The sequence below is a fragment of the Thomasclavelia cocleata genome, assembly GCF_900102365.1.
GTDB classification, from domain to species: Bacteria; Bacillota_I; Bacilli_A; order Erysipelotrichales; family Coprobacillaceae; genus Thomasclavelia; species Thomasclavelia cocleata.
The window spans coordinates 1-25,692 of record NZ_FOIN01000021.1; the positions used below are offsets into that span (position 1 = coordinate 1).

General features: G+C 29.9%; 30 protein-coding genes and 2 pseudogenes. 27 read left to right on the top strand and 5 right to left on the bottom strand.

The window, feature by feature from the left end:
- Nucleotides 1-223, top strand: a pseudogene (locus BMW96_RS14350) (IS4 family transposase); the annotation flags it as partial.
- A gap of 121 nt (nt 224-344) precedes the next feature.
- Here BMW96_RS14350 and BMW96_RS08425 read toward each other — a convergent pair.
- Nucleotides 345-509 carry an Arm DNA-binding domain-containing protein gene (locus tag BMW96_RS08425; RefSeq protein ID WP_211283641.1) on the bottom strand — a complete coding sequence of 55 codons (165 nt, stop codon included), beginning with the start codon at nt 507-509 and terminating at the stop codon, nt 345-347.
- Nucleotides 510-836: 327 nt separating this feature from the next.
- Here BMW96_RS08425 and BMW96_RS08430 point away from each other — a divergent pair, with 327 nt between their 5' ends.
- The 9 genes from BMW96_RS08430 to BMW96_RS08465 all read left to right on the top strand — a co-directional run bounded on the left by BMW96_RS08430 (nt 837) and on the right by BMW96_RS08465 (nt 8,537).
- Nucleotides 837-1,109: a hypothetical protein gene (locus tag BMW96_RS08430; protein WP_092354425.1), complete on the top strand. Its 273-nt coding sequence runs from the start codon at nt 837-839 to the stop codon at nt 1,107-1,109.
- 288 nt (nt 1,110-1,397) lie between these two features.
- Entirely contained in the window at nt 1,398-2,252 is an 855-nt protein-coding gene (locus BMW96_RS08435) for a hypothetical protein (protein WP_092354427.1), read from the top strand.
- 198 nt (nt 2,253-2,450) lie between these two features.
- On the top strand, nt 2,451-2,795 hold the full coding sequence (locus tag BMW96_RS14795) for a DUF6431 domain-containing protein (RefSeq protein WP_418361236.1): 345 nt from the start codon (nt 2,451-2,453) through the stop codon (nt 2,793-2,795).
- 323 nt (nt 2,796-3,118) lie between these two features.
- A complete protein-coding gene (locus BMW96_RS14150; protein WP_157796101.1) occupies nt 3,119-3,271 on the top strand; it encodes a hypothetical protein in 153 nt (50 codons plus the stop codon).
- A 162-nt stretch (nt 3,272-3,433) separates the two neighbouring features.
- Complete coding sequence (locus tag BMW96_RS08445; RefSeq protein ID WP_092354431.1) at nt 3,434-5,224, top strand: GmrSD restriction endonuclease domain-containing protein; 1,791 nt, start codon at nt 3,434-3,436, stop codon at nt 5,222-5,224.
- Nucleotides 5,225-5,238: 14 nt separating this feature from the next.
- Entirely contained in the window at nt 5,239-5,445 is a 207-nt protein-coding gene (locus tag BMW96_RS08450; RefSeq protein WP_092354433.1) for a helix-turn-helix domain-containing protein, read from the top strand.
- Nucleotides 5,446-5,447: 2 nt separating this feature from the next.
- Nucleotides 5,448-6,962: a class I SAM-dependent DNA methyltransferase gene (locus BMW96_RS08455; RefSeq protein ID WP_092354435.1), complete on the top strand. Its 1,515-nt coding sequence runs from the start codon at nt 5,448-5,450 to the stop codon at nt 6,960-6,962.
- Nucleotides 6,946-7,995, top strand: a complete 1,050-nt coding sequence (locus BMW96_RS08460) for a PIN domain-containing protein (protein ID WP_092354437.1) — start codon at nt 6,946-6,948, stop codon at nt 7,993-7,995. The genes BMW96_RS08455 and BMW96_RS08460 overlap by 17 nt, the downstream gene beginning before the upstream one ends.
- 2 nt (nt 7,996-7,997) lie before the next feature.
- Nucleotides 7,998-8,537 (top strand): restriction endonuclease subunit S, encoded by a 540-nt coding sequence (locus tag BMW96_RS08465; RefSeq protein ID WP_092354439.1) that lies wholly within the window; start codon nt 7,998-8,000, stop codon nt 8,535-8,537.
- Here the strand turns inward: BMW96_RS08465 and BMW96_RS08470 are convergent.
- Nucleotides 8,534-9,205 carry a restriction endonuclease subunit S gene (locus BMW96_RS08470; RefSeq protein WP_180320310.1) on the bottom strand — a complete coding sequence of 224 codons (672 nt, stop codon included), beginning with the start codon at nt 9,203-9,205 and terminating at the stop codon, nt 8,534-8,536. The two genes, BMW96_RS08465 and BMW96_RS08470, sit on opposite strands and share 4 nt — an antisense overlap.
- 98 nt (nt 9,206-9,303) lie before the next feature.
- Between BMW96_RS08470 and xerA the strand changes: the two genes are divergently transcribed.
- From xerA to BMW96_RS08525, 13 genes and pseudogenes are all read left to right on the top strand, one after another.
- Nucleotides 9,304-10,287 (top strand): site-specific tyrosine recombinase/integron integrase, encoded by a 984-nt coding sequence (xerA, locus tag BMW96_RS08475; RefSeq protein WP_092354441.1) that lies wholly within the window; start codon nt 9,304-9,306, stop codon nt 10,285-10,287.
- Nucleotides 10,288-10,301: 14 nt separating this feature from the next.
- Nucleotides 10,302-11,483: a restriction endonuclease subunit S gene (locus tag BMW96_RS08480; protein WP_092354443.1), complete on the top strand. Its 1,182-nt coding sequence runs from the start codon at nt 10,302-10,304 to the stop codon at nt 11,481-11,483.
- 100 nt (nt 11,484-11,583) lie between these two features.
- Complete coding sequence (locus tag BMW96_RS08485) at nt 11,584-14,640, top strand: type I restriction endonuclease subunit R (RefSeq protein ID WP_092354445.1); 3,057 nt, start codon at nt 11,584-11,586, stop codon at nt 14,638-14,640.
- A 505-nt stretch (nt 14,641-15,145) separates the two neighbouring features.
- A complete protein-coding gene (locus BMW96_RS08490; protein WP_218139418.1) occupies nt 15,146-16,126 on the top strand; it encodes an ATP-binding protein in 981 nt (326 codons plus the stop codon).
- Nucleotides 16,127-16,146: 20 nt separating this feature from the next.
- The gene (locus BMW96_RS14355; protein WP_211283638.1) at nt 16,147-16,377 is read left to right on the top strand and encodes a hypothetical protein; all 231 of its coding nucleotides are present in this window, start codon (nt 16,147-16,149) and stop codon (nt 16,375-16,377) included.
- A 92-nt stretch (nt 16,378-16,469) separates the two neighbouring features.
- Complete coding sequence (locus BMW96_RS08495; RefSeq protein WP_092354447.1) at nt 16,470-16,961, top strand: HEPN/Toprim-associated domain-containing protein; 492 nt, start codon at nt 16,470-16,472, stop codon at nt 16,959-16,961.
- A gap of 535 nt (nt 16,962-17,496) precedes the next feature.
- Nucleotides 17,497-17,763 carry a type II toxin-antitoxin system Phd/YefM family antitoxin gene (locus BMW96_RS08505; protein ID WP_092354449.1) on the top strand — a complete coding sequence of 89 codons (267 nt, stop codon included), beginning with the start codon at nt 17,497-17,499 and terminating at the stop codon, nt 17,761-17,763.
- A 3-nt stretch (nt 17,764-17,766) separates the two neighbouring features.
- Nucleotides 17,767-18,084 carry a type II toxin-antitoxin system RelE/ParE family toxin gene (locus BMW96_RS08510; protein WP_092354451.1) on the top strand — a complete coding sequence of 106 codons (318 nt, stop codon included), beginning with the start codon at nt 17,767-17,769 and terminating at the stop codon, nt 18,082-18,084.
- Between the two features lie 236 nt (nt 18,085-18,320).
- Nucleotides 18,321-18,443, top strand: a complete 123-nt coding sequence (locus BMW96_RS14690; protein WP_257606892.1) for a hypothetical protein — start codon at nt 18,321-18,323, stop codon at nt 18,441-18,443.
- A 9-nt stretch (nt 18,444-18,452) separates the two neighbouring features.
- A complete protein-coding gene (locus tag BMW96_RS08515) occupies nt 18,453-18,803 on the top strand; it encodes a restriction endonuclease subunit S domain-containing protein (RefSeq protein WP_092354452.1) in 351 nt (116 codons plus the stop codon).
- 283 nt (nt 18,804-19,086) lie between these two features.
- Nucleotides 19,087-19,260: a hypothetical protein gene (locus BMW96_RS14155; protein ID WP_157796100.1), complete on the top strand. Its 174-nt coding sequence runs from the start codon at nt 19,087-19,089 to the stop codon at nt 19,258-19,260.
- Nucleotides 19,261-19,454: 194 nt separating this feature from the next.
- A pseudogene (locus BMW96_RS14495) lies at nt 19,455-19,628 on the top strand (helix-turn-helix domain-containing protein).
- 91 nt (nt 19,629-19,719) lie between these two features.
- A complete protein-coding gene (locus BMW96_RS08525) occupies nt 19,720-20,025 on the top strand; it encodes a type I restriction-modification system subunit M N-terminal domain-containing protein (RefSeq protein WP_433915389.1) in 306 nt (101 codons plus the stop codon).
- On the opposite strand, the gene BMW96_RS08530 is transcribed toward BMW96_RS08525, so the two are convergent.
- On the bottom strand, nt 19,914-20,150 hold the full coding sequence (locus BMW96_RS08530) for a restriction endonuclease subunit S domain-containing protein (protein ID WP_092354454.1): 237 nt from the start codon (nt 20,148-20,150) through the stop codon (nt 19,914-19,916). The two genes, BMW96_RS08525 and BMW96_RS08530, sit on opposite strands and share 112 nt — an antisense overlap.
- Nucleotides 20,151-20,213: 63 nt before the next feature.
- Here BMW96_RS08530 and fic point away from each other — a divergent pair, with 63 nt between their 5' ends.
- Nucleotides 20,214-20,819, top strand: a complete 606-nt coding sequence (gene fic / locus BMW96_RS08535; protein ID WP_092354457.1) for a protein adenylyltransferase Fic — start codon at nt 20,214-20,216, stop codon at nt 20,817-20,819.
- Between the two features lie 326 nt (nt 20,820-21,145).
- Here fic and BMW96_RS14360 read toward each other — a convergent pair whose 3' ends face one another.
- Entirely contained in the window at nt 21,146-21,418 is a 273-nt protein-coding gene (locus tag BMW96_RS14360) for an integrase core domain-containing protein (RefSeq protein ID WP_211283637.1), read from the bottom strand.
- A 342-nt stretch (nt 21,419-21,760) separates the two neighbouring features.
- Here BMW96_RS14360 and BMW96_RS08550 point away from each other — a divergent pair, with 342 nt between their 5' ends.
- From BMW96_RS08550 to BMW96_RS08560, 3 genes are all read left to right on the top strand, one after another.
- The gene (locus tag BMW96_RS08550) at nt 21,761-22,414 is read left to right on the top strand and encodes a HipA domain-containing protein (RefSeq protein WP_092354461.1); all 654 of its coding nucleotides are present in this window, start codon (nt 21,761-21,763) and stop codon (nt 22,412-22,414) included.
- Between the two features lie 258 nt (nt 22,415-22,672).
- A complete protein-coding gene (gene rsmH, locus BMW96_RS08555; protein ID WP_092354463.1) occupies nt 22,673-23,713 on the top strand; it encodes a 16S rRNA (cytosine(1402)-N(4))-methyltransferase RsmH in 1,041 nt (346 codons plus the stop codon).
- A gap of 166 nt (nt 23,714-23,879) precedes the next feature.
- Nucleotides 23,880-24,860: a diaminopimelate dehydrogenase gene (locus BMW96_RS08560; RefSeq protein ID WP_092354465.1), complete on the top strand. Its 981-nt coding sequence runs from the start codon at nt 23,880-23,882 to the stop codon at nt 24,858-24,860.
- Between the two features lie 94 nt (nt 24,861-24,954).
- Here BMW96_RS08560 and BMW96_RS08565 read toward each other — a convergent pair whose 3' ends face one another.
- Nucleotides 24,955-25,488, bottom strand: coding sequence for a methylated-DNA--[protein]-cysteine S-methyltransferase (locus BMW96_RS08565; RefSeq protein ID WP_092354467.1), 534 nt, complete (start codon nt 25,486-25,488; stop codon nt 24,955-24,957).
- Between the last annotated feature and the right edge of the window lie 204 nt (nt 25,489-25,692).

Sequence of the window (25,692 nt, forward strand, 5' to 3'; positions counted from 1 at the left end):
ACAGGATATAAAGATAATAAAAAAGAAGACAAAGTATACATATCAAATTAATTTTACAAGGGCATCGCATATCATAAGAAGGTTTCTAAACAAAAAAACGGGTAAAAAATCACCCGTTGAGAACCTGATAGCCAAAGAAATACTTCCTGTCCGACCAGGAAGAACAAGCACACGTCATGTTTCTGCCAAAAAAGTCGTATGTTTCAACTATAGGTTTGACTAACACACGACTATTATATACCTTTGGAAAAGCAGTTTCAAGACTGTACTTTTTTGTGTACATAAAATAAAGCCATAAGCATAGATTTTTTATATTCTATACTTATGACTTCTTTCTTATCTTCTTAACTTAATGACATTGATTTAGAATAAGCTGTTTTAGCTTCTTTTTTTGTTTTAAAGTCACTTTGATATTTTTGAATTTGTTTACCTGTTAAAGTATCATATCCTAAATTTGCTCTGAAATAATAAGTTCCATTGTCAGCTTTTTTAATGGGGTCTTTTGCCATAATCTCACTCCTTACATACAATGCAAGAAGTGCAATCAGTTTTTATCTGGTAATGTTATTCCTAAAAGTTCTTCTTTTGATGAGGCGAAAAAGTGGTTTGAAAAATTATTATCATCACTTAAACTCGATGGAAAAGATCTTAGTTTCTGTGTTGGGAATCATGATTTATATCATAAACATGGCAATTACCAACATTTATATAAAGAAAGTGATATAGCTGATATCGATAATATTTATCGATATGAAAATATACAATTTTACGAAACAACATTAGAATATTATGAACAATTTTGTGAAAGTTTAAATGTTGAGCCATATATATTTTTTATGAATAGTGATCTTGAGTATAGTTACAGTGTTGGGTATAAAAAAATAACAAGCAATAACGAAGAATTAATACTAACAAGTTTTAATACTGCTCTTTTGTCTTATATGAAAAAAACTATAAGTGAAGATAAGATGTGGATAGGTTTAGAACAGGTAAAATCTTTAATAGGAAATAATATTTTACCAACTAAGGATTGTTTTGCAATTGCAATATTTCATCATCCAAGTAGATATTTATCATCTCATGAATTGTGTTCGTATGATAATAGATAGGCAACTTTACCTTTATTACAAAAAAATGTAGATTTAATTTTATGTGGACACACTGAAACGGGTGATAAACCGATAATAAATAAACAAAAAGATGGTGGAAGTATCTTAACAGGTGGTGCAACATATTATTCCGACAGTCATCCAATTTCGTTTAGTATTATAGAAGTTAAGGAGAAAAAGAAATTTGATGTAGTTAGTTATCAATATAATAGTATATGTGGATGGCACAAATTTGACGAACCAAATATAAGTATACCTGACGAAAATGGCTTTTGTGATAAAAGTACAATGTTTAGTGATTGTAAGTTAGAATTTAATTATGATCAATTGAAAAGAGAGATAGACTTAAAAGTTATGGTAGAAGAACAAAATTCAAGTCATTGTTTAAAAATGAGTAATAAAAAGCATGTGACAAGAAATGTTGATGTTTCAATTGTGTGTAAATCAGATAAAAGCGTTGATTTTAAAATTGAGTTACCCAACAAGAAGAGGAATAATATAGAATCTATTTTAGAGAGGGAAAAAATATATAACTATAGTAATGAATTTGCTGATTCTAAAGATCCATTGAAAAAAATATGTTTGAAAAGTAATGAAAAAATAATTATTAGTGCCGATAATTTATCATGTAGCGATGAGTATGATAATGAAACAATAAACATATTAGAAGAATTAAGGAAAATCGAGAATTATTTTGATGCGAAATTTATTTGTCCAGAGAGTGTTTACCAACTTGATGATAAATATAGGAAAGAACTTATTAACTTTATCGAGAAAGGCTATTCTATAATATCTAGTTTAAGACCAGATAAAATTGAACTTAGTATCAATAATGTTGACACTTTAAAATCAATTTATTCTATGATGAACAAATCCAACTGTACTTATTTATATCGTTTAGAAAAAGAATTACCTATATTATATGATGCAACTTTAGAAGACGAAGATTTAGCATATGTGTTTGGTAAATATTCAGTTAATCTTAATGATTTAAAATTTAAAATTGATACTTTTGTAAAAGGTGATGTTAGATTAGTTGAATTTATCCCGATTTCAACAGCTGATACATATGTGACAAAGTTTGAGCATTTAAAAATAATAGAAGAAAAAGGTGAAAATATGATGGAGATTCCTAATTCATAATAAATGTTTATTGTTAATTACTAAATTAAATTAAAAGAATCAGCTGCATATTAATCAAATTAGATTAATCAGTTGATTCTTTTTATGTGAAATAATATGATAATTGTATAATCACATTATTCTAACTACTTTATAGAATGGAATAGAGAATATCATACCGCTTTGCCGAGCCACTTGATATTCTCCAAAACCATTATTATGATAACATCTATTAGCCAGGTTTTCAATACTGATACTAAATACAATCAGGATTCTTATGACAGCGATATCAGATGCTTAAATTATGCCACTGTTAAATGTCCTAAATGCGGTACTGTTGGTTTTTTTCATAATCATGGCAGATATTTCAGATATCTTTTTAATAACAGTGATGAACTTATCAATGTCCAACGTGTTCGATGTGAAAAATGCCTTTCCACTCATGCTCTTCTTCCTGATGTCATTATTCCATATCGATATTTTTCTGCTCCTCTTCTTTTGAAAACTCTGCTGAACAAAAGCAGAAGTCGTAGGTGTGTTTTTGAAATCAAACAGATCATATAATTCATCTTTGAGTGCATTAGCACCCATATTTCGTAAAAAGTTGACATTGTTCATAAGTAATCCTCCGTTTCGTATACTTATAAACAATTGGCCTATTATTTATTTTAAAAAGATAAATAATAGGCCACACAAATATGTACGAATGTCAATACTTTAAATAAAAAACAAAACAAAAAAGAGGGTTACATTTTATTGTAATCCTCTATAAAGACAATATCTTAACTTAATGACATTGGGGAAACCACTTCTTTTTTTTAACAAAAATTTATTTTTTCAAATTGTATGAAATATATTGTTGAGTTTATAAATAAATGAGATAATTATTGTATGAAGAACTTAAAGAACAAACTAAAGATCTTATTGAAGCTGTTCGAAAAGCACCAGAGTTAGTTAAAGGATTCATTCATAGAGTAATTCATTCAGAAAATAAAAATCCTGCATATCAGCTTCACAAAAAACATGAGCAATCATTATAAAAAATCAAAGTCTTGGAAATAACCAGGACTTTTACTGTATATAGATACTGTATCTTTATATTTTGTATAAAACTATTTGTAAATGCAAAGATTATCTATCATTATGATATAAAATGGTTTATAATTAAAAAGAAAATAAAAATTTACGGACAGGAGATTATTATGGCACGGTATATAGTAAATAATTACTCAGTAGAAAACATAGTTTCTTGGATAAAAAGTGGTGAATTTGCTATTCCAGAGATGCAAAGACCATTTGTGTGGGATTCTACAAAAGTAAGAGATTTGATAGATTCATTATATAAAGGCTATCCAGTTGGATATATTATTATATGGAAAAATCCAGATATTAAATTAAAAGACGGAACTTTAAGTAGTGGAAAGAAAATTGTAATTGATGGACAACAACGTATTACTGCACTAACTGCTGCTATTGCTGGACATGATGTTGTTAATCAAGAATACAAGAAGGTAAGAATTAAGATTTCGTTTAATCCAATAAATGAAATATTTGAAGTTTATAATCCAGCTATTGGAAAAGATAGTAAAATGATTGACGATATTTCAGTTATTTTTGAACCAGGATTTGATAGTTTTAATTTTTCAATTGAGTATTCAAAAGAAAATAATGTAGATCCATCTAAAATAAGTAAATCAATAACCAATCTTCAAGCAATAAAGGCGAATAACATAGGTGTAATTGAATTAGAGCATAGCCTAGATATTGAAACTGTGACCGATATTTTTATAAGAATTAATTCAAAGGGAACAGTGCTATCGCAAGCGGATTTTGCCATGTCTAAAATCTCTTCTAATGAAAAATACGGAGGAGATATTATTCGTAAAACTATAGATTATTTTTGTCATTTAAAGCAAAGACCAATGGATATAGAAACCATCATGGAAAATGATAGAGATTTCTGCAAACTAGATGAATTTGACAAACTAAAATGGATTGCAAGAAATCATGATGATATATATAGTCCTGATTATACTGATGTATTAAGAGTAGCATTTACTTCTCAATTTTTAAGAGGAAAGTTAGCTGACTTAGTTAGTAAATTGTCAGGAAGAAATTTTGAAACTAGAGGTTATGAAGAACAAATATCAGAAGAATCTTATGAAAAACTAAGAAATGGTGTAATGAAATTTGTTAATAAAACAAATTTTGACCGTTTTATAATGATAGTAAAATCTGCGGGCATCATTGATGAATCATTGGTTAGATCGGACAATGCTTTGAATTTTGGGTATGCTTTATACATTTTACTAAGAGATAAAGGGTTTAATGCAGATTATATAGAAACTGTAGTTAGAAAATGGATTGTATTATCGCTTTTAACTGGAAGGTATTCAGGTTCACCAGAATCAATGTTTGATTTTGATATTAAGCGTTTTGATAGCAATGAGCCGATGGAATATTTACATAGTGTTGAATTAGGAGAATTGTCTGATGCTTATTGGGAACATATTTTACCTTCAAGATTAAACACTTCCGTTGCCAGTAGCCCCTATTTTAAATTGTATTTAATGGCTCAAGTAAAGGAAGGAAATCATGGTTTTTTATCAAATCACATAACTGTTCAAGCGTTGATTGAGAATAGAGGGGATATACACCATCTATTTCCTAAAAAATATCTTCAAAAAAATGGATTGGATGCAAGAGGAGAATATAATCAAATCGCAAATTATGCTTATACTCAGTCGGAAATCAACATAAAAATAAAAGACGTAGCTCCACATGTTTATATGAAATGTATTTTAGATCAAATCAAAAATAAAGTGCCTACAATTGGTGGAATAGTTGATATGGTTAATTTAAAAGATAATTTTAAACAAAATTGTATTCCAGATGATTTTTGTAATTATTCAATAGAGAATTATCGAAAATTCTTAGAAGAACGTAGAGTTTTAATGGCTCGTAAAATAAAAGATTTCTATAATGGATTGTAAAAAAGGAGAGTGTTATGAACGTTTGTTACAACAGATTGTTTAAGCTATTAATCGATAAAGGATTAAAGAAAACGGAATTTGCTAAAGAAGTAGGCATTGGTCAAAATACCTTAGCTAAACTTTCAAAGAACGAATATGTATCTATGGAAGTTCTTGTAAAGATATGCAAAGGATTGAAATGCAATATTGAAGATGTAGTAGAAATTGTATGGGAGGATTAGATATGGCGAAGGAAACAAATGCAAATATTGGATTTGAAAAAGAACTGTGGGATGCGGCATGTGTGTTATGGGGGCATATCCCAGCAGCTGATTATAGAAAAGTAATTATAGGATTGATATTTTTACGCTATGTATCCAGTGCTTTTGATAAGCGTTATAAAGAATTAGTTGAAGAAAGTTATGGATTTGAAGAAGACAAAGATGCATATACAGAAGAAAATATTTTCTTCATTCCAGAAGTCGCCAGATGGGATTATATAGCAGTCCATTCCCATGAACCAGAGATTGGTAAATATATTGATGAAGCAATGGAAGCTATTGAAAAGGAAAATACAACTTTAAAAGGTGTATTGCCTAAAAATTATGGAACACCTGATTTAGATAAAACAGTTTTGGGAGATGTGGTAGACTTATTTACTAACAAAATTCATATGGATGGTACCGATCAAGATATGGATTTACTTGGTAGAACATATGAATATTGTATAGCTGAATTTGCGGCTAAAGAAGGTAAGGATGGAGGAGAATTCTATACGCCTTCTAGCATTGTAAAATTATTAGTAGAAATATTAAAACCATATGATAACTGTCGTGTGTATGACCCATGTTGTGGCTCAGGTGGGATGTTTGTTCAATCGGCAAAATTCATTCAAGCTCATAGTGGAAATAGGGATAGTATTTCTGTCTATGGACAAGAAGCAAATCCAGACACATGGAAAATGGCAAAAATTAATATGGCAATTAGAGGAATTGATGCTGATTTTGGACAATATAATGCAGATACATTTACCAATGATTTACATAAAACATTAAAAGCAGATTTTATAATGGCTAATCCTCCATTTAACTGGAAAGGATTAAAAATTGATCAACTAAAAGATGATGTGAGATGGAAATATGGTACTCCTCCAGGTGGAAATGCAAACTTCGCTTGGATTCAACATATGATTTATCATTTAGCACCAAAAGGGAAAATCGGTTTAGTACTAGCTAATGGTGCTTTATCATCACAAACAAGTGGTGAAGGTGAAATTAGAAAGAACATTATAGAAGATGATTTAATCGAAGGTATTGTCGCTTTACCAACACAATTGTTCTACAGCGTTACTATTCCAGTAACATTATGGTTTATTTCTAAAGATAAAAAACAAAAAGGAAAAACAATATTCATTGATGCTCGCAAAATGGGGTACATGGTAGATAGAACACATCGTGATTTCACAGAAGAAGATATCAATAAAATAGCAAAAACATTTGAAGATTTCCAAAATGGAATTGATGTTGATGAAAAAGGTTATTGTGCTGTGTGTTCTATAGAAGATATTAAAAATCAAGATTATATTTTAACTCCAGGAAGATATGTCGGTATTGAAGAGCAAGAAGAAGATGATGAACCATTTGATGAAAAGATGGCTAGATTAACTTCTGAATTATCTGATATGTTTGCCAAATCCCATGAACTTGAAGAGGAAATTCGTAATAAATTGGGGGCGATTGGGTATGAACTTAAGCGATGAAACAACGTACTGGTTGATTTTTGATACAAATGCTCTTTTCCAAGCATATGAAAAGAAAGCGGATTTCACAATCTTTAACTTTAATGCAACATTTGAAAATGTAATTGATATGATTAACCAACTTGATATATATAATCAGGTAACCGTAGCGATCCCAAGTGTTGTTTGGAATGAAATGGAAAAACAGATTATAGCAAAGCATGATGAATTACTTTTAACCTATAAAAATACAATATCAAAGAAACGGTTCCCTGAGTATTCCATACAGGAGAATTCTACAATAAATTATCCAGAGTACATAAAAATTAGAATTGAAGAATATAAGAAAGAAATTTCAGAAAAATTGAATAAAGTTATAGAGATTCCAATTGCTTCTAATAATAGATTTAAAAGCATAGTAAATCGTGCATTCGATAAATTACCTCCTTTTGAAGGAAAAGATAAAAAGTCCGATAAAGGATTTAAAGATGCATTGTTATGGGAAAGTATTTTAGAATTTGCATTAAAGCATCGAAACTCAAAAATTATATACTATTCTAAAGATAATGCTTTTGGAGAATTTCTTTTAAAGGAGTTTACAGAAAACATATCAGATTCTTCACTATTTATATGCAAAAATGAAAGTGAAGTTAAGATACAATTAGAAGAGTGGGCGCTAGAAATCGATAAATATTCCTATCAACCAATTGAAGATTTTGATGAAAATAAGGAAATTATCGATTGGCTAAATTCTGGAGATTTTCTTGTACAAATAATAGAACGAGATTATGGTTTTGTTGAACAAGGGCGTTTAATTACTTCAACAACTGCTCATTTGGTAAGCATTGATAATATTGAATGTTTAAATAAAAATGAAGATTCAAAAGAGTATTATATAGAAACCACTTTAAGAATTGAATACAATTTAAAAGATGGCGGAAACATATCAGAAATCATTAATGCAGGTATTCAAGTTGAAAAATTGGAGGATGTTGTTTTTTCTGTTGAAGATGTATATAGAATAAATGAGGACGAAGATGAAAGTGAGACTTAAATATGAATATAAATCGAACAAAAATGTCTTTAATTGATTATATTGAAATGAATCCGAGAGAAACAATTGCTAAAGGTTGTATAGCTAAGAAAATAGGAATGGACAAACTCCAACCATTTTGTCGAGATATTCTGGAATATGAATTAGCCGAATTTAATGGAGGCTCTAAGTTTCGTAATGGTGATACTATTATGGCTCGAATTACCCCTTGCCTTGAGAACGGGAAAACCGCTATGGTGACTATTTTGGATGAAAATGAGGTGGGTTTCGGTTCAACTGAATACATTGTGTTTAGAGCAAAAAAAGGGTGGACAATTCCTAATTTTGTTTACTACCTTGTTTGCAGTTCGGTTGTACGAGAACCTGCAATAAAGTCAATGGTTGGATCATCTGGACGACAAAGAGTACAAACGGATATAGTAGCAAATCTTGAAATTAATTTTCCTTCACTTGACAAGCAAACTCGAATTTCCAGTATACTAAAATCACTGGATGATAAAATTGCTTTAAATAATAAAATAAACAATAATTTAGTGGCTTAGAGTTCAATGTTTGACACATCCAACTCGCCAGACATAAGCTTAGGTAAAAGCGTATCTCTAAGTGCTACCAGATTGTCGCTTTCAATTTGATTATGCTTAATCTTTGCAAACATTGGTGCAGCGAAGTCGTGAAACTCTTTCAATTCATTGTCGGTTGGAACGACAAATGGCATACCTTTGATTATTTTTGAATTTACGGCAGTTGCGATTGAAGATGTACTGCCCATAGTTTGGTAGTTAAAACATTTCAAATAACAATATAGGTATTCATTTATTTCTTTCTTGTTAGTTTTAAAATGTGCAATCGCTTCATTGGTTGTCATATCACCATTTGTAATTGCGATTCTGCCAACAGTGAGTTTGAAGCTAAGTAAAACTGTGTTATCAGGTACTACTTTAACATTATGACGGTCAAGTGCTTCTTTTGTAAGTTGCTCAGAACTGCTACTGATATAAAGACCGCAATTACCCATATCTGAAATAGATACCCAAGTGACATCTTGAGGATTAGTGCTAAACCATTGCGGCTCCTTCCTTGGTGGCGTTTTACCAATAGAAATATCAAAATATTCGTCAGCACGGCAAATTCTTCGCTCATCATTGATGGTATCGACAAATTTATTAAGATATAAAGTTAGCACTTGTTCCAGTAAATTATTGTTTAGCATATAACATATCCTATAACTTTCGTGGGTGGCGGGAGTTAATATCAGGGGACTTCCGCTCCATAGTTGTTCTCTAAGAATATTTCAAAGGAGAATTGACTATGAAACAAGATTTAATCAAAGATATTGTTCAGGGAATGTTACCTTACTTGAACAATGCACAAAACGAAAAGCTACAAGAGGTACTTAAATACACTCTTGCAGATTATGAGGTAACACAATCAGAGAATAAAGAGAAATTCTCGGAGCAGAACTTTGTGGAGCTGTTCCTGTCAGCAAAACGAATTGAGGGTTGTTCCGAGAAATCTCTTAAATACTACAAAGCAACCATTGATGCAATGCTTGTCGATCTTAACAAGAACGTAAAGCATATTGTTACAGATGACGTTAGAGGATATCTAACTGATTATCAGGAAAGAAAAAAATCAAGTAAGGTTACGATTGATAATATCCGTCGCATACTTTCAAGCTTTTTCTCTTGGTTAGAGGATGAGGATTACATATTAAAAAGCCCTGTAAGAAGAATACATAAGGTAAAAACAGGTACAAACATTAAGGAAACGTATTCTGATGAAGTATTAGAGCTTATGAGGGATAAATGCATTGAGTTGAGAGATTTGGCGATTATAGATTTGCTTGCTTCAACAGGTATGCGTGTTGGAGAAATGGTACTGCTTAATCGAAATGATATTGACTTTAACGAACGAGAATGTATTGTTTTCGGTAAAGGCAGTAAGGAACGAGTGGTATATTTTGATGCTCGTACCAAAATACATTTACAGAATTATTTAGAAAGCAGAACGGACAACAACCAAGCACTATTTGTGTCATTAAAATCACCACATGAAAGATTACAAATTGGTGGTGTTGAAGTTCGTTTGAGAGAATTTGGAAAACAATTAGGTTTGCAAAAGGTACACCCTCACAAATTCAGGCGTACCCTTGCAACTATGGCAATAGATAAAGGAATGCCTATTGAGCAATTGCAACAGCTCTTGGGGCATAGAAAAATAGATACAACCTTGCAATACGCAATGGTTAAACAGAGCAATGTTAAAATTGCTCATCGAAAATATATTGGATAGAGAGGAATTTGATTATGGCTGAATGGCAGAAAACCTTACTGATAGATATAGTGAATCTTATTGGTGGTGGTACACCCAAAACATCTAAAGCGGAGTATTGGGGCGGAAATATTAACTGGTTGTCAGTTAAAGATTTTAACAATGAGAACCGCTATGTTTATTTCACAGAAAAAACTATTACAGAAGAAGGACTTAATAACAGCTCAACGAAATTACTCAAAAGAGATGACATCATTATTTCAGCCAGAGGAACTGTTGGAGAACTGGCTATGATACCGTTTCCGATGGCTTTTAATCAGTCCTGTTATGGTATAAGAGCTAAAGAAGGCATTGATAATACCTTCTTGTATTACTTGATAAAAAACAGCGTGAGAAAGCTTAAAGCAATGACTCATGGTTCAGTATTCGATACGATTACAAGGGATACTTTCGCAAATATTGAGGTTGCTATACCGGATACTCAAATGCAACATCGTATAGCGAAAATGCTAGTTGCTATAGATGATAAAATTGAGAACAATCAGAGAATAAACAATAATTTAGAGCATCAAATGGAAACGCTTTTTCGCTCACTCTTTGTGGAAAATGTAAATTCTGCATGGCAAGAGGGCGTACTTTCTGATCTTGGAACCATCGTTGCTGGTGGAACTCCATCTAAAGCAAAACCCAAATACTATGCTGAACATGGAATTGCTTGGATTACTCCTAAAGACTTATCCCTGAATAAGTCAAAATTTATATCCCATGGAGAAAATGATATTTCGGAATTGGGTTTCTCCAAAAGTAGTACGACCAAAATGCCAGCTGGAACTGTTTTATTTAGTTCAAGAGCACCTATTGGCTATATTGCTATTGCTGCTAATGAATTAACAACTAATCAAGGTTTCAAATCGGTAGTACCAAATGAAAATATCGGGACAGCTTTTATGTATTTTCTTCTAAAGTGGTTATTGCCAACTATTGAAAGAATGGCATCAGGTTCAACATTCAAAGAAATTTCTGGTACAGGAATGAAATCCGTTCCAGTTGTTATTCCTGATGACAAAACCATTGCACAATTCAATGATTTTTGTAGTCCTATTTTTCAGCAACAAGAAATTCTTGAAGCAGAAAATATTAGGCTTTCCAATATTCGTGATGCTTTACTTCCAAAATTGATGTCTGGCGAACTTGATGTCTCCGACATTGACCTTTAAGCCACTAAATTATTGTTTAGTGGTTAATGATAGTTATAAAATTAAATGTAGATAAAAAAGTTAATAATATATGTAAAAATATTAGAAATGAGGTGAAAGTATGCCAACACATTTTACAGAATCAAGTTATGAAGAATCAATTATAGAATTGTTTGAGGGAATGGATTATAGATATGTCTATGGACCAGATCTTGAGCGAGATTATATGAATCCTTTATATGTAGATGATTTTGAAGATTCAGTTTATAGAATTAACAAAGGAAAAGATAGAGAAGCCATTAAAGATGCCATTTATCGGATAACCCATATTGAAAACGGATCGTTAGAAAAGAAAAATCAAGTTTTTACTAACTACTTACAAAATGGAGTCGATGTTTCATATTTCAAAGATGGAAAAGAAAAGTCGGATATCGTCTATTTAATTGATTATGAAAATGTATCGAATAACTCTTTCGTAGTTGCGAATCAATGGACTTTTATTGAGCATAGTAACAAAAGACCTGATGTTATTCTATTTATCAATGGTATGCCATTAGCATTGGTTGAATTAAAATCGCCATCACGAGAAGAAACTGATGTATCTGAAGCATATGCTCAATTAAGAAACTATATGCTAGAAATACCGTCAATGTTTATTTATAACCAAATTTGTGTTATGAGTGATCAATTAACTTCTAAAGCTGGAACAATAACTTCTGGTGAAGATCGATATATGGAATGGAAAACAAAAGATGGTAGTTATGAAAATACCCAATTTGCTCAATTCGATACATTCTTTGAAGGAATGTTTGAGAAAGAACGATTATTAGACATTATAAAAAACTTCATTTGTTTTTCAAATGATGGAGAAAATATTATAAAAATATTGGCAGCATACCATCAGTATTTTGCTGTAAGAAAAGCTATTACTTCTACAAAAAAAGCTACTGTAACCGATGGGAAAGGTGGAGTTTTTTGGCATACGCAAGGTAGTGGAAAATCATTATCAATGGTATTCTATGCACACTTATTACAAAAAGCTTTAGAATCACCAACTATCGTTGTTTTAACAGATAGAAATGATTTAGATGACCAATTGTTTTCACAGTTTTCTAAATGTAAAGATTTTTTAAGACAAACACCAGTTCAAGCTACTAGTAGAGAACATTTAAAAAATCTGTTAGATAATATCAAGGTAAATGGAATTATCTTCACTACGATGCAGAAGTTTGAAGATTCATTTGATGTGTTGACCGATAGAAGAAATATTATAGTTATGGCTGATGAGGCTCATCGTGGTCAATACGGATTGGAAGAAAAAGTAAAGATTATAAAAAATGAAAAAGGTGAAGATGAAGCGAAAGTTGTAAAAGGCACAGCACGTATAATTCGTAACAGTTTACCTAATGCAACGTTTATTGGTTTTACTGGTACACCGATTTCTGCTAAAGATAAAAGTACTATAGAAGTATTTGGTAATTATATTGATGTTTATGATATGACTCAAGCTGTTGAAGACGGAGCAACTCGCCCTGTTTATTATGAAAGTAGAGTTATTAAACTTCATTTAGATGATAACATAATCAGATTGATTGATGCAGAGTATGATTTAATGGCTAACTCTGCTGATGAGGAAGTTGTTCAAAAGAGCAAGAAAGAATTAGGTAAAATGGAAGCAGTTCTTGGAGCTGATCAGACAATTGAATCTTTAGTTAATGATATTTTGCTACATTATGAAGACAATCGTGCAAATTTATTAACTGGAAAAGCATTGATTGTTGCTTATTCTAGATCTATCGCAATAAAAATCTATAAGAAGATATTAGAGAAACGCCCTGATTGGATGGAAAGAGTGACATGTGTCATGACTTCTAGCAATAAAGATCCTGAAGAATGGCATGATATTATTGGGAATAAAGCACATAAGGAAGAGTTGGCTGTTAAATTCAAAAACAATGATGACCCATTGAAGATAGCGATTGTTGTTGATATGTGGTTAACAGGATTTGATGTACCTTCATTAGCAACTATGTATGTGTATAAACCTATGAATGGGCACAATTTAATGCAAGCTATAGCTCGTGTAAATCGTGTTTACAAGAATAAAGAAGGTGGACTTGTCGTTGATTATATCGGCATCGCTCAAGCTTTAAAAGAAGCTATGAACGATTATACTGTCAGAGATAAGAAAAACTATGGAGATATGGATATATCTAAAGCTGCTTACACTAAATTTGAAGAGAAACTTCAAATCTGTAAAGATTTATTGCATGGTTATGATTGGTATAAATTTAAGATTGGAACAAATCTAGAAAAAGCAAAAACAATCAGTGGTGCAGTAAACTTCATGTTAGACCCAAAACGACAAGAAGATAAGGATCATTTTATTAGAGAAAGTACAGCGTTACATCAAGCTGTTCAATTATGCTCATCTATTGTTGAAGAAGAATTTCGTGTTGAAGCAGCATTCTTTGAAGCAATACGTGTTATGCTAAACCGTTTAATGAATAAAGGTGGAAAAGGTAAAATTTCTCTTCCAGAAATGAATGAACGGATTAATGAGTTGTTAAAGCAATCTATCAAGAGTGATGGAGTAATCAATTTATTTAGTGATGTAAAACAAGAATTCTCTTTGTTTGATACTGACTTTTTAAAAGAAATTGGCAAAATAAAAGAGAAAAATTTAGCTGTGGAGGTACTTAAAAAACTAATTGCAGATCAAATTAAGGTATATAGAAGAACCAATGTAGTTAAATCAGAAAAATTCTCTGAAATAATTCAAACGACAATTAATTCTTATTTAAACGGAATGTTAAGTAATGAAGAAGTTATTAAAGAATTGTTAGATTTAGCCAAGCAAATTAAAGTAGCTCGCGAAGAAGGAAATGCACTAGGTTTAACATCCGATGAATTAGCATTTTATGACGCTTTAACAAGACCACAAGCAATTAAAGATTTTTATGAAAATGATGAGTTAATCGCTATTACTAGAGAATTAACGAAAGCACTAAGAAGCAATAAAACTGTTGATTGGCAGAAAAAAGAATCTGCACGTGCAAAAATGCGTATGCTAATCAAGAAATTACTTAAAAAACATAGGTATCCACCTGAAGGAATGGAAGATGCTGTTCAAATAGTAATGATGCAATGCGAACTATGGACTGATAATGTTATGTAAATATAAAAAAATAAAAAAGTAGCCAGTGGTAAATGTTACTGGCTACAAAAAGTTCAAAGACGTACTGTAATAGTTAAAATATGAGGAAATTATAGACGAAATATGTATTGTTAGTACGGAAAAATATGAGAAAATAAGGTCTGTAAGTCGAGTGGGAATAGTCCAAAATTATATTTGTTATTAAATCGTCATGTTTCATGGCGATTTTTTCTTTCTCGTATATTATTTATGCTTATTTATATGCATTATACAAAAATGAAGTTATCATATAATGAATTTATAATAATGTGATAATTCTATTGACCAAAAATGAATATTTTTTAATTTTGGTCAATACCTAGCTATATAATATGAAGTAATGACTGTTATCAAATTAATAAAAGTATCATATTATTCTAAGTTACTTTGTTTTCAGGTGGTTAAATTGTTGTTATGAATACCAAAAATGATAAAATTGAAAAAATGGTATTGATAACTTGCATATAACTTTGTTATCGTGATAAATATGCAGCTTTTTAAAAGAGAAAATTATTTAAAGAAGATTAGGGGCTTTTATGATGCGGCTGATATTATCAAAGTTATTACTGGGGTTCGTAGATGTGGTAAGTCATCATTAATGTTAACAATTGCTGATGAATTAGTTGATAGAGGTGTTTCTGAAGATAATATTATCTATATTGATTTAGATAAACATGGATATAGAAATATTAAAAGCGCAGATCAATTGGATGCTTTGATTGAAGAAAAAACAATGGATATCAAAGGTACAAAATACCTATTTATTGATGAAGTTCAAAATGTAGATGGATTTGAAGAAGTATTGAATGGATTTAGATCAGAAGATGATTATTCTATCTTTGTGACTGGATCAAATTCATATTTATTAAGTGGTGAATTAGTAACTAAATTAACAGGACGTTATATTGAATTCGAGATTTATACACTTAGTTTTGAAGAATATGAATCAATGAAATTGTTCTATAAAAAATCAATCAGTTCTAATCCATTAGAGGAATTAAGTTCTTATATTATAGATGGTGGATTTCCACGTTCTATTCAATTTGATAGTGTGGCAGATAGAAGAACATATGCTCAAAATGTAATCAAAGAAATCTTTGAGAAGGATATTAGAAGAATTAAAGTTAAAGATAGAGATGCTTTTGAAATAGTTAAAAACTTTATTATAAATAATTATGCTTCTCCAATAAGTATTAATAATATTGTAGATTCATTAAGAAAAAATGGTAATAAAATAACTAAGCCAACAGTAATTAAATATGTTCATGCTTTATTGGATGCAAAGATTATTTATGACTGTTCTAGATATGATATGAAATCCAAGAAATCTATTAAAGGTGAAAAGAAGTATTATCTAGCTGATTTAAGTTTTTATTATGCATTAAATACAGATAATCAAATGAATTATGGACCTTGTTTAGAAAATATTGTATATATATTTATGCAAAAAGTCATGATTATGCGGTAAGTATTGGGAGAATTGGTAAATTGGAATGTGATTTTATATTACGGGATCATGACTCAAATTATTCTTATGTTCAAGTGGCATATACAATTTTAGCAAGCAAAGAGACAGAAGATAGAGAATATAAATCATTAGAGCAAATCAAAGATAATTATCCAAAGTATGTTGCTACAACTGATTACTTGTTACAAAAACGTAATGGTATTAAACATATTAATATAATTGATTTTATGAAGAACTGTGAAAAGTTTTAAAAATGGAATATACTTGCCTTAGATAATAGAATAGAAGATAGTCTATAATATTTTTATCATCTATAATGGAGGAATTTATATATACGGGATCTATGATTTCGTTAGGTGTTGGAACAATGGAAATTGATTGGGAAAGAAATAGTTATTTTAAAGATCATTCTGCGCTATTTAAACCAGAAGATGTCAAATTAATCCCTTATTATTATGTTGGAGATGATGACAAACCACTTATTATTGAAAAAGAAGGATATTCTAAAAAATTAAAGTATGTAAAAAAAAGATTGGATTTACTTGAGTACACACTTAATGAAATCGATGTCATGTATGATGAAATAAAGTGTGATGCATTATGCCATGAATTACAAATATTACTTTCTTTTGATGATTTTGCAAATATAATAAAGACTATTAATGTTAACAAAATTAATACCCCAAAACTTGCTGTTGAATTTGAAGAAAATGGTTATGATTTTGGTGAATTCGCTCGTAGGTGTATTATTTCTGAAAAAGAAATATACGATAAATTACTTGAAGCTGTTAGTGGAAAAAAGGGAATTATATTGGAATTTAGAGTGTTTTTTTGAAAATCTCTATCCTTACATTATTCTAAGGTTATTGGCTTTGTGCTGAATTGGATGTGTTTTGGTCTTACGCGGATGTTGTGGAAGGTGGATGGGTTAAGAAAGAAGATGTCGTTATAATTTAATATAAATTCTGTTTTGATAACTTTTTGTTGAAGTTCTTTCTGGTAAGAAAGTTCATTTAGTATGTCTTCGTCTAAGACAATATGGCGAACGTTTGTTGGTGAATCAACACAAAATGTAGGAAGGAGTTTTACTAAAAGCTATTGTGTTGTTCTTTTAGAAGGAGTTGACATATTACTAGCTTGTATTATCTTTTCTCTGTTTGTATCATCACCACCAGTTGTAGATGTAGCTGCCATCACTCAGGTGTGGGTCTTATATAGGACAATTAATATTTAATATGCTTGTATTAGTAGGAACAGTTGAGATGTCTGATCGTACCATTAGAAAATGATGGGACTATAATTGACCATATTGTAATATTTAGATATAATATATATAGAATTATACTACGCGAATAGAAGGAGGTCTCTTTATGAATATTCGTCCATCTGCTGCAATACGACAAAATTACAATGAAATTGCTGATATGTGTAAAAAAACTGGAGAACCTGTTTTCCTTACAAAAAATGGTGAAGGTGATTTGGTTGTTATGGACATCGAAGCTTTTAATCGTAGGGAACAAATGCTTAAACTTCGTGAAGAACTTTTAGCGGTTGAAGAAGATCGAATGGCTGGTAATATGGGTTGTACACTAGATGAACTTGATGAATACCTTGATGGTGTTATTGCTGAGGTATAGTGTATGAGCGTAGACCGACATTATAAAGTTATTATTTCTGATAGAGCAAAACGAATGCTTGCTTCACACATTCATTTTATTGCTCAAGTGAATAGAGATGTGGCAAAGGCAAAGAAAAAAGAAATAATGGATGTTATGCGTTCTCTTAATCAAATGCTTCAACGTTTCCCTTTTTTTAATGAAACATATATTATACCAAATAAATATCGCAAAATGTTTATTCAAAAATGGTATATCGTTCTTTATCAAATCAAAGATGATACTGTTTATGTTGACTATATTATTGATTGTCGTAAAAATTATGCTTGGCTTATGAATTAAATAATTTATTATTAGAAGATTGTCACTAATTATTGGTGGCGATTTTTGTTTGTTCAAATGATTGAAAGGGGAAATCATATTAGAAGTAAAAATTAATTGAGAAATACGAAATCGCACAAAATTAATGTTTTTTTGGTTGACGATGTGTTAAACAGTAAATTATTTCAATTTATTACATGCTAGAAAAGAATGCAAATGTATTCTTTTATGTATGTGCCAGGCATTTATGAATTCAGTTGGAAATAAACCAACCACAGGTAGTTACTGCCAAGTGTAGTGAACCACAAGCTGTTGATAGTGATATTATGGGTGAAGGAAGTGGTGTAACAATTCTTTTGAGCGTACGAACAGAAACTTGATGAGGCTAAATGGTGGATAAGGTTGCTAAGCAAACCGAAGTCCAAAAGGTAAACGTAAAACCAAGACGTTGTGAAAGAAACTTGTTTGTAATAGAATTAGACGAAATAAAAATAAATCCATATTATTTACAAGCGTTTCTATCAAGTGATTTAGGAGTTGCAATATTTAAAAACATTTATACAGGTGGAGCAATTCCGACAATAACACTTGATAAGCTGAAAAAGATGATTATCTTATTTCTGCTATTAGAAGAACAAATGGATATCGCAAATAAATATGCTACCACAATAGATGAATTAGTAATGTTAAATAGAAAAAGTAAAAATAGATTAAGAAGCATTTTTGATAAGGAGGAATAACTTTGCTAAAAAGTGAAGAATTAGAAGAAGTTATTAATGCTATTATTCGAAAAGTTACATTAGCTAATCGTACTGAGCAATTAGAATCTCTTCTTCATTAGTGGGACTTAGATGGTTTATTATCAGATGATTCAGTATACGAGACTAACAAAGATGGAAAAATTGTTGTTATTGTTCAATCTAAGGTTAAGAAAAACGTATTAATAGAAATTACTAAATCTTTGAATTTTGTTTAGATTATAACGGTACAAAAACATATAATTATAAAAAGTTACAATATGCTTTGAATTACCGAGTTGTATTATTTGGACCTATTCCACATAGTACAAGTGGAAAAAATGATAGTAGCAGTGTTATTGCAGAAATGACTAGTAAAGAAGGCTATCCAAGAGTAGAAATTCTAAGTGGTAGTAATGAATTAAAGATAACAAAATCAGGCTTTAGAAAAGCTTATTGAAGAAAATTATATATAAAACTGCATATATTGTCACTAAATTATAACAACATACATATATTTATAGGTTAATATATCTTGATTTATTGTAATGGCAAATTTTTGGGATTATAATATAAAGTATATTAGTCTATTTGTTTGTTGACTTAGAAAAGAGGCAAGAAATGGAGATAAAATATAATAAATTATTTGGCTTAATGAAGCAGAATCAAATGAAACAAAAAGATTTGATTAGAGCCACTGAAATGAGTTCCAGTACTGCTTCAAAGATTTACAAAAATTAACCGATATCAATAGAAGTCTTAATGCATATATGCAGAGTATTTCATTGTGATATTGGAGATATTTGTGAAATAAAGTTAGAGAAGTAACATAGGAGGAAAAAAGATAGCGGATAAAAACAATGCAAATATTGGATTTGAAAAACAAATATGGGATGCTACTTGTGTTTTATGGGGACATATTCCATCAGCTGAATATAGAAAAGTTATTGTAGGTTTAATTTTCCTTCGATACATTTCTAGTTCATTTGAAAAACGTTATCAGAAACTTGTAGCTGAAGGTTATGGGTTTGAAGATGATCGTGATGCATATGCTGAAGAAAATGTTTTTCATGTTTCAGAAGAAGCTCGTTGGAATAGAATTTCTTCAGCAGCTCATACACTTGAAATCGGAACATCTTTAATTTCACTGATAAATGGAGAACTAATACCAATAGCATTAGATATTTTCAACCAATGCAATCCACAATTAGACAAGTACTTTTGAATAGGACGAGGTGATTGACCACATTTTATTTCAACAAAATCGCCAAGAACACCATTTTTCCATGTAGATGGAACTCGATTTTCAAATGGTTCTAAATCAATAAACCATGATTTGAAAATTGCCATTGCTTGTTCTTCTAAATTATCGTTTATCTCAAATATTATAAAAATATAGAAAGGAAAATAACTATGACATTAGAAAATAAACTCGGCATCGCTGATTCGGTAGAATTAGCCAAAGCTGAAGAAAAAATCAGTAAAAAAAGAGCAATAGTACTGTTTGAAAGCGGGTATTTAAATAACCTTGAAGCTGGAACTTTTAAATCACTTGCTGAAATCCACAAATATTTATTTGATTCGATTTATGATTTTGCTGGACAAATAAGAACTGTTAATATTGCAAAAGGTAATTTCCGTTTTGCTCCGCTTATGTACTTAGAAGCAGCACTTGAAAATATCGAAAAAATGCCTCAGTCAACATATGATGAAATCATAGAAAAATATGTAGAAATGAATGTTGCACACCCTTTTCGTGAGGGAAATGGCAGAAGCACAAGAATTTGGCTTGATTTGATTTTGAAAAAAGAATTAGGTCAAGTTGTTGATTGGAGTCTTGTAGATAAAGAAGACTATCTTTCTGCTATGGAACGTAGTCCTATTAAAGATATTGAAATCAAACACATATTAAAGCAAGCACTGACAGATAAAATCAATGACCGTGAGATTTATATGAAAGGTATTGATCACAGCTATTATTACGAAGGCTATTCAACATTTAAGGCAAGTAATTTGTAATTAATGTACTTCTATCAGTGGCAGAGGTTAATATCAAAGAACAGCCGTTGCTTGTTGGTTCTCAATAAAAAAGGAGAAACTACAATGAAACAAAACTTAATAAATGATGTTATTGAAGAAATGTTACTGTACTTGAATAATTCTCGAACAGAAAAATTACAATCGGTAATGCAACACATACTTTTTTAGTATGAAGTATCTGAAAGTAAACTTATGATAGTAAAGAAGAACAAAACTATGTAAAACTGTTTATTTCCGCAAAGAAAATAGAAGGTTGTTCTGAAAAGTCTCTAAAGTATTGGTATTATGTCAAGAAAAAGTGCCAATTAAACTGAAATATTGTTATTATTTAATTTAGATTTAATTGTTTGATTTGCATAATATTCTTTTTCATATGTGTCTGGACTTAAATAATCACAACGTTTATGTATTCTTATTGTGTTATAAAATGTTTCTATATATTCAAATATTAATCTCTTTGCTTGTTGATAATCCCATATCTTATATCTATTTAGCCACTCCCTTTTTATTAATGCATGAAATGATTCTATACATGCATTATCCCATGGTGTTCCTTTTTTTGAATAACTTCTTTTCATTTTTTCTGTTAATTCTCTATATTCTTCACTTGTGAACTGTATTTCTCGATCACTTTTATACTGAATTTGGTATAACAGCGATATTATGCTACAACATAATGAGAAATAATTAATTATTGATGCAAAATATTATTCTAAAACAATGCAAGTACAATATGGTGTTCATACTATTCATTCCAATAATCTTTATCAAATTTATACATATGTTAAAATTTATGACAAGGATAAAAATGGTAATGCTGCTGGAATGTTGCTATATGCTAAAACTGATGAAATTGTATTACCACACAATACCTATCAAATGGACGGAAATGTAATATCAGTAGACACGTTAGATTTGAAGTGATTTGTGAAAATGTAGCTTTTTATTTATGTCAGATTTTAGATGTACCATATGTTAACTATAAAATTGGAATATTACAAGGTGCTAAATCTAATGCTCTAGTTAGTATTTGTAGATCGATGATTGATCATAATCAAGAATTTATTCCTGCATATCAGGTATTAACTCAAAAAAGCGATAAAATTACTAATACTGTTAATGATTATTATTTATATCTAAGCATTCTTGAAGAACAAAATGTTCCTAATGCTAAAGAATATTTGCAGAAAATGATTATTCTTGATTTTATCATGGCTAATGAAGATCGCCATCTTGGCAATTTTGGTGTAATTAGAGATGTTGAATCATTACAATGGGTTGCTATTTGCCCTATATTTGATACAGGAAGAAGTTTAAATAACAAGTACTGGTTAGATGAAATAGTAGATATGAGATTTTTTACTAACCATTTTGTTAATAGTGAAACAGTTAAACAGTTCATTGACTATCCAATTAATGATATGGGAATAAAGAAACTTTATCAAGTCCCTATTTATTTTAAGAAATTATTAAATAAATATATTGATGAACTTCCACTAAAAGAAGATGATATAGCTATACTAGTACAAGCATTCAAACAAAGAATTGCTTTACTTGAAAATATTAATAAGTAGAAACACTAATTATTTAAAAATGCTTTGAATAATTAGTATTTTTATATGATTTAGCTTATTTTATGAGTTGAATTATAATATTTCATTAATAAATAATAGTTTTTGTTTAGTATTAATATGTTGTAAATTTAAAAATATTTATTGTAATTGCTGTTTTAGCTATACTTAAATTAAATGCATAAAGAATAATTATTGTAGACAATTAATGTTTTATAGTGGTAATATAAGATAATGATTTAGCAAGAAAGGAATCTGATAATGGAACCTAAACATAAAAGAAGAGTTAGATATAAAGGAACTCATCCTAAAAAATATAATGAAAAGTATAAAGAATTAAACCCTGAATTATATCCTGAAACGATTGAAAAAGTAATAAAAAAAGGAAGTACACCAGTAGGAATGCATTTATCGATCATGGTTGATGAAATTCTAGAATTTTTAAATATTCAAGAAGGACAAATAGGTTTAGATTGTACTTTAGGATATGGTGGACATACTTTAAAAATGCTTGAATGTTTAAATCATACAGGTCATATGTATGCTTTAGATATTGATCCAATTGAAAGTGTAAAAACTAAAGAAAGATTATTAAATAAAGGATATGGTGAAGATATTTTAACAATTAAAAATTGCAACTTTAAAGATATTGATCTTGTATCAAATGAAGCAGGATTATTTGATTTTGTTTTAGCTGATCTAGGAGTATCTTCAATGCAGATAGATAATCCAGAACGTGGCTTTTCTTATAAAAAAGAAGGTCCCTTAGATTTAAGGTTAAATCCTCAAAAAGGAATACCTGCCTCTATTAAATTACAAGAATTAAATAAAAATCAATTAGAACAGCTTTTTATTGAAAACTCTGATGAGCCATATGCAAAAGAAATAGCAAAAAACATTGATTCATATTTAAAATCAGGACAACTAATTTCAACAACAACTCAACTATATAAAATAATTGAAAAAAGTTTATCTTTTATCCCGATAAAGGAAAGAAAAGAAAGTGTCAAAAAATCAGCTGCTAGAGTTTTCCAGGCATTACGAATTGAAGTAAATAGTGAATTTGATGTTTTGTATGAGTTTATGGAAAAACTACCTGCTATTCTTAAACCTGGTGGAAGAGTAGCAATTCTAACATTTCATTCAGGAGAAGATCGCATAGTTAAAAAGGCTTTTAAAGAAATGAAGAATCTTGGTATTTATAGTGATGTAGCAAGAAATGTAATCAGACCAACTAAGGAAGAGTGCCATACAAACAGCCGAGCTAAATCAACTAAAATGAGATGGGCAATTAAATCATAATATATATAGTTATTAAAATATTTTATCATTTAAAAATAAATTATTTTATTATGATAAGAAAAATATCAAGATATAATAAAAAATTTATATTCATGTCTCCTAATTAATTGTTTTTTTTACTTAACAATGGTAAAATAGACAAAAATAAAAGATGAGGAGTGATAAAATGATTAAGATTGGAATTGTAGGTTATGGTAATTTAGGACGCGGAGTTGAATGTGCAGTATTAAATAGCCAAGATATGGAATTAGTGGGGGTTTTTACAAGAAGAGATCCAGATACAGTAAAAACTCATAGTGATGTTCCAGTTTACAACATGGAAAAAGTTTATGAAATGAAAGATGCAATAGATGTTCTTGTTTTATGTGGGGGAAGTGCTAATGATTTACCTAAACAAACAGTAGAATTAGCAGAATATTTTAATGTGGTTGATAGTTTTGATACTCATGCAAAAATTCCTGAACATTTTTCAAATGTAGATCAAGCAAGTGAAAAAAGCAAACATATTAGTATTATTTCAGTTGGATGGGATCCAGGATTATTTTCATTAAATCGTTTATATGGACAAGCTATTTTACCACAAGGACAAGATTATACTTTTTGGGGAAAAGGTGTAAGTCAAGGTCATTCAGATGCAATCAGAAGAATTGCTGGAGTTAAGGATGCTAGACAGTATACAATTCCTGTTGAAGCAGCTTTACAAAGTGTTCGTAATGGTGATAATCCAACTTTATCAACACGTCAAAAACATACTCGTGAATGTTTTGTTGTTGCTGATGAAGGTGCTGATTTAAAAAGAATCGAAAAAGAAATTAAAACTATGCCAAATTACTTTGCTGATTATGATACAACAGTTCATTTCATTAGTGAAGAAGAATTATTACGTGATCATCAAGGAATTCCTCATGGCGGAGTGGTGTTAAGAAGTGGTACTACTGGTTTTAAACAAGAAAATAAACATGTAATTGAATATAAATTGACTTTAGATTCAAATCCTGAATTTACATCAAGTGTGTTAGTTGCGTATGCTCGAGCAGCATATCGAATGCATCAGGAAGGACAACATGGTTGTAAAACAGTTTTTGATATTGCACCAGCTTATTTACATATTGAATCTGTGGAAGAATTACGTAAAAAATTATTATAAACCTGCATAAATTTGCAGGTTTATTTTTATAAAATTTATTTAATTAAAATTGTTCTGCAATGATTAGTTTGGAAATTATCTATTTAATTGATTATTAGAGAGCTGTACCTTTTTTAGGGATGATAAATTTATTAGTATCAATACCTTCTAATTCAAGTAATGCTATTTTTTTATCAATACCACCTGCATAGCCTGTTAAACTGCCATTACTTCCCAATAAGCGATGACAAGGAATAATAATAGAAATGGGATTATGTCCAACTGCTCCACCAACAGCTTGGGCTGACATATTCTCTATTCCTCTTTTTATAGCTACCTTTTTAGCTATATCGCCATATGTTAATGTGGTAGCATATGGGATTTGTTGAAGTATTTGCCAAATTTCAATGCGAAAAGCAGTACCATCTAATTTTAGTCTTGGCATAAAATCAGGTTCTTTACCATTAAAATAAATGTTTAACCATAAAATTGTTTCTTTAAAAACAGGTAATAATTTATATTCATATTTAGAAGATAAAGTGCTTGCAAAGTACTTTTGTCCATTGAACCATAACCCAATTAGTGATGTTCCATCGCTTGCCATTGTAATATCGCCAATAGGTGATTTATATTCATAAATATAATGCATTTTCAGTACCTCCAATTTTTTATATATGTACTATTATAGCTTATTTATAATTATAGGTATATCTATTTATTTACTAGTTTGTATGGATTGGTTTTATAATAGTTTGTAAAAATATATTTATAAAAATATAGAAATGAGAGCTGCTAGAAAAGAAAAATAAATGAGATGATGATTTAGATATATTTATGACTGATAAATAATGTT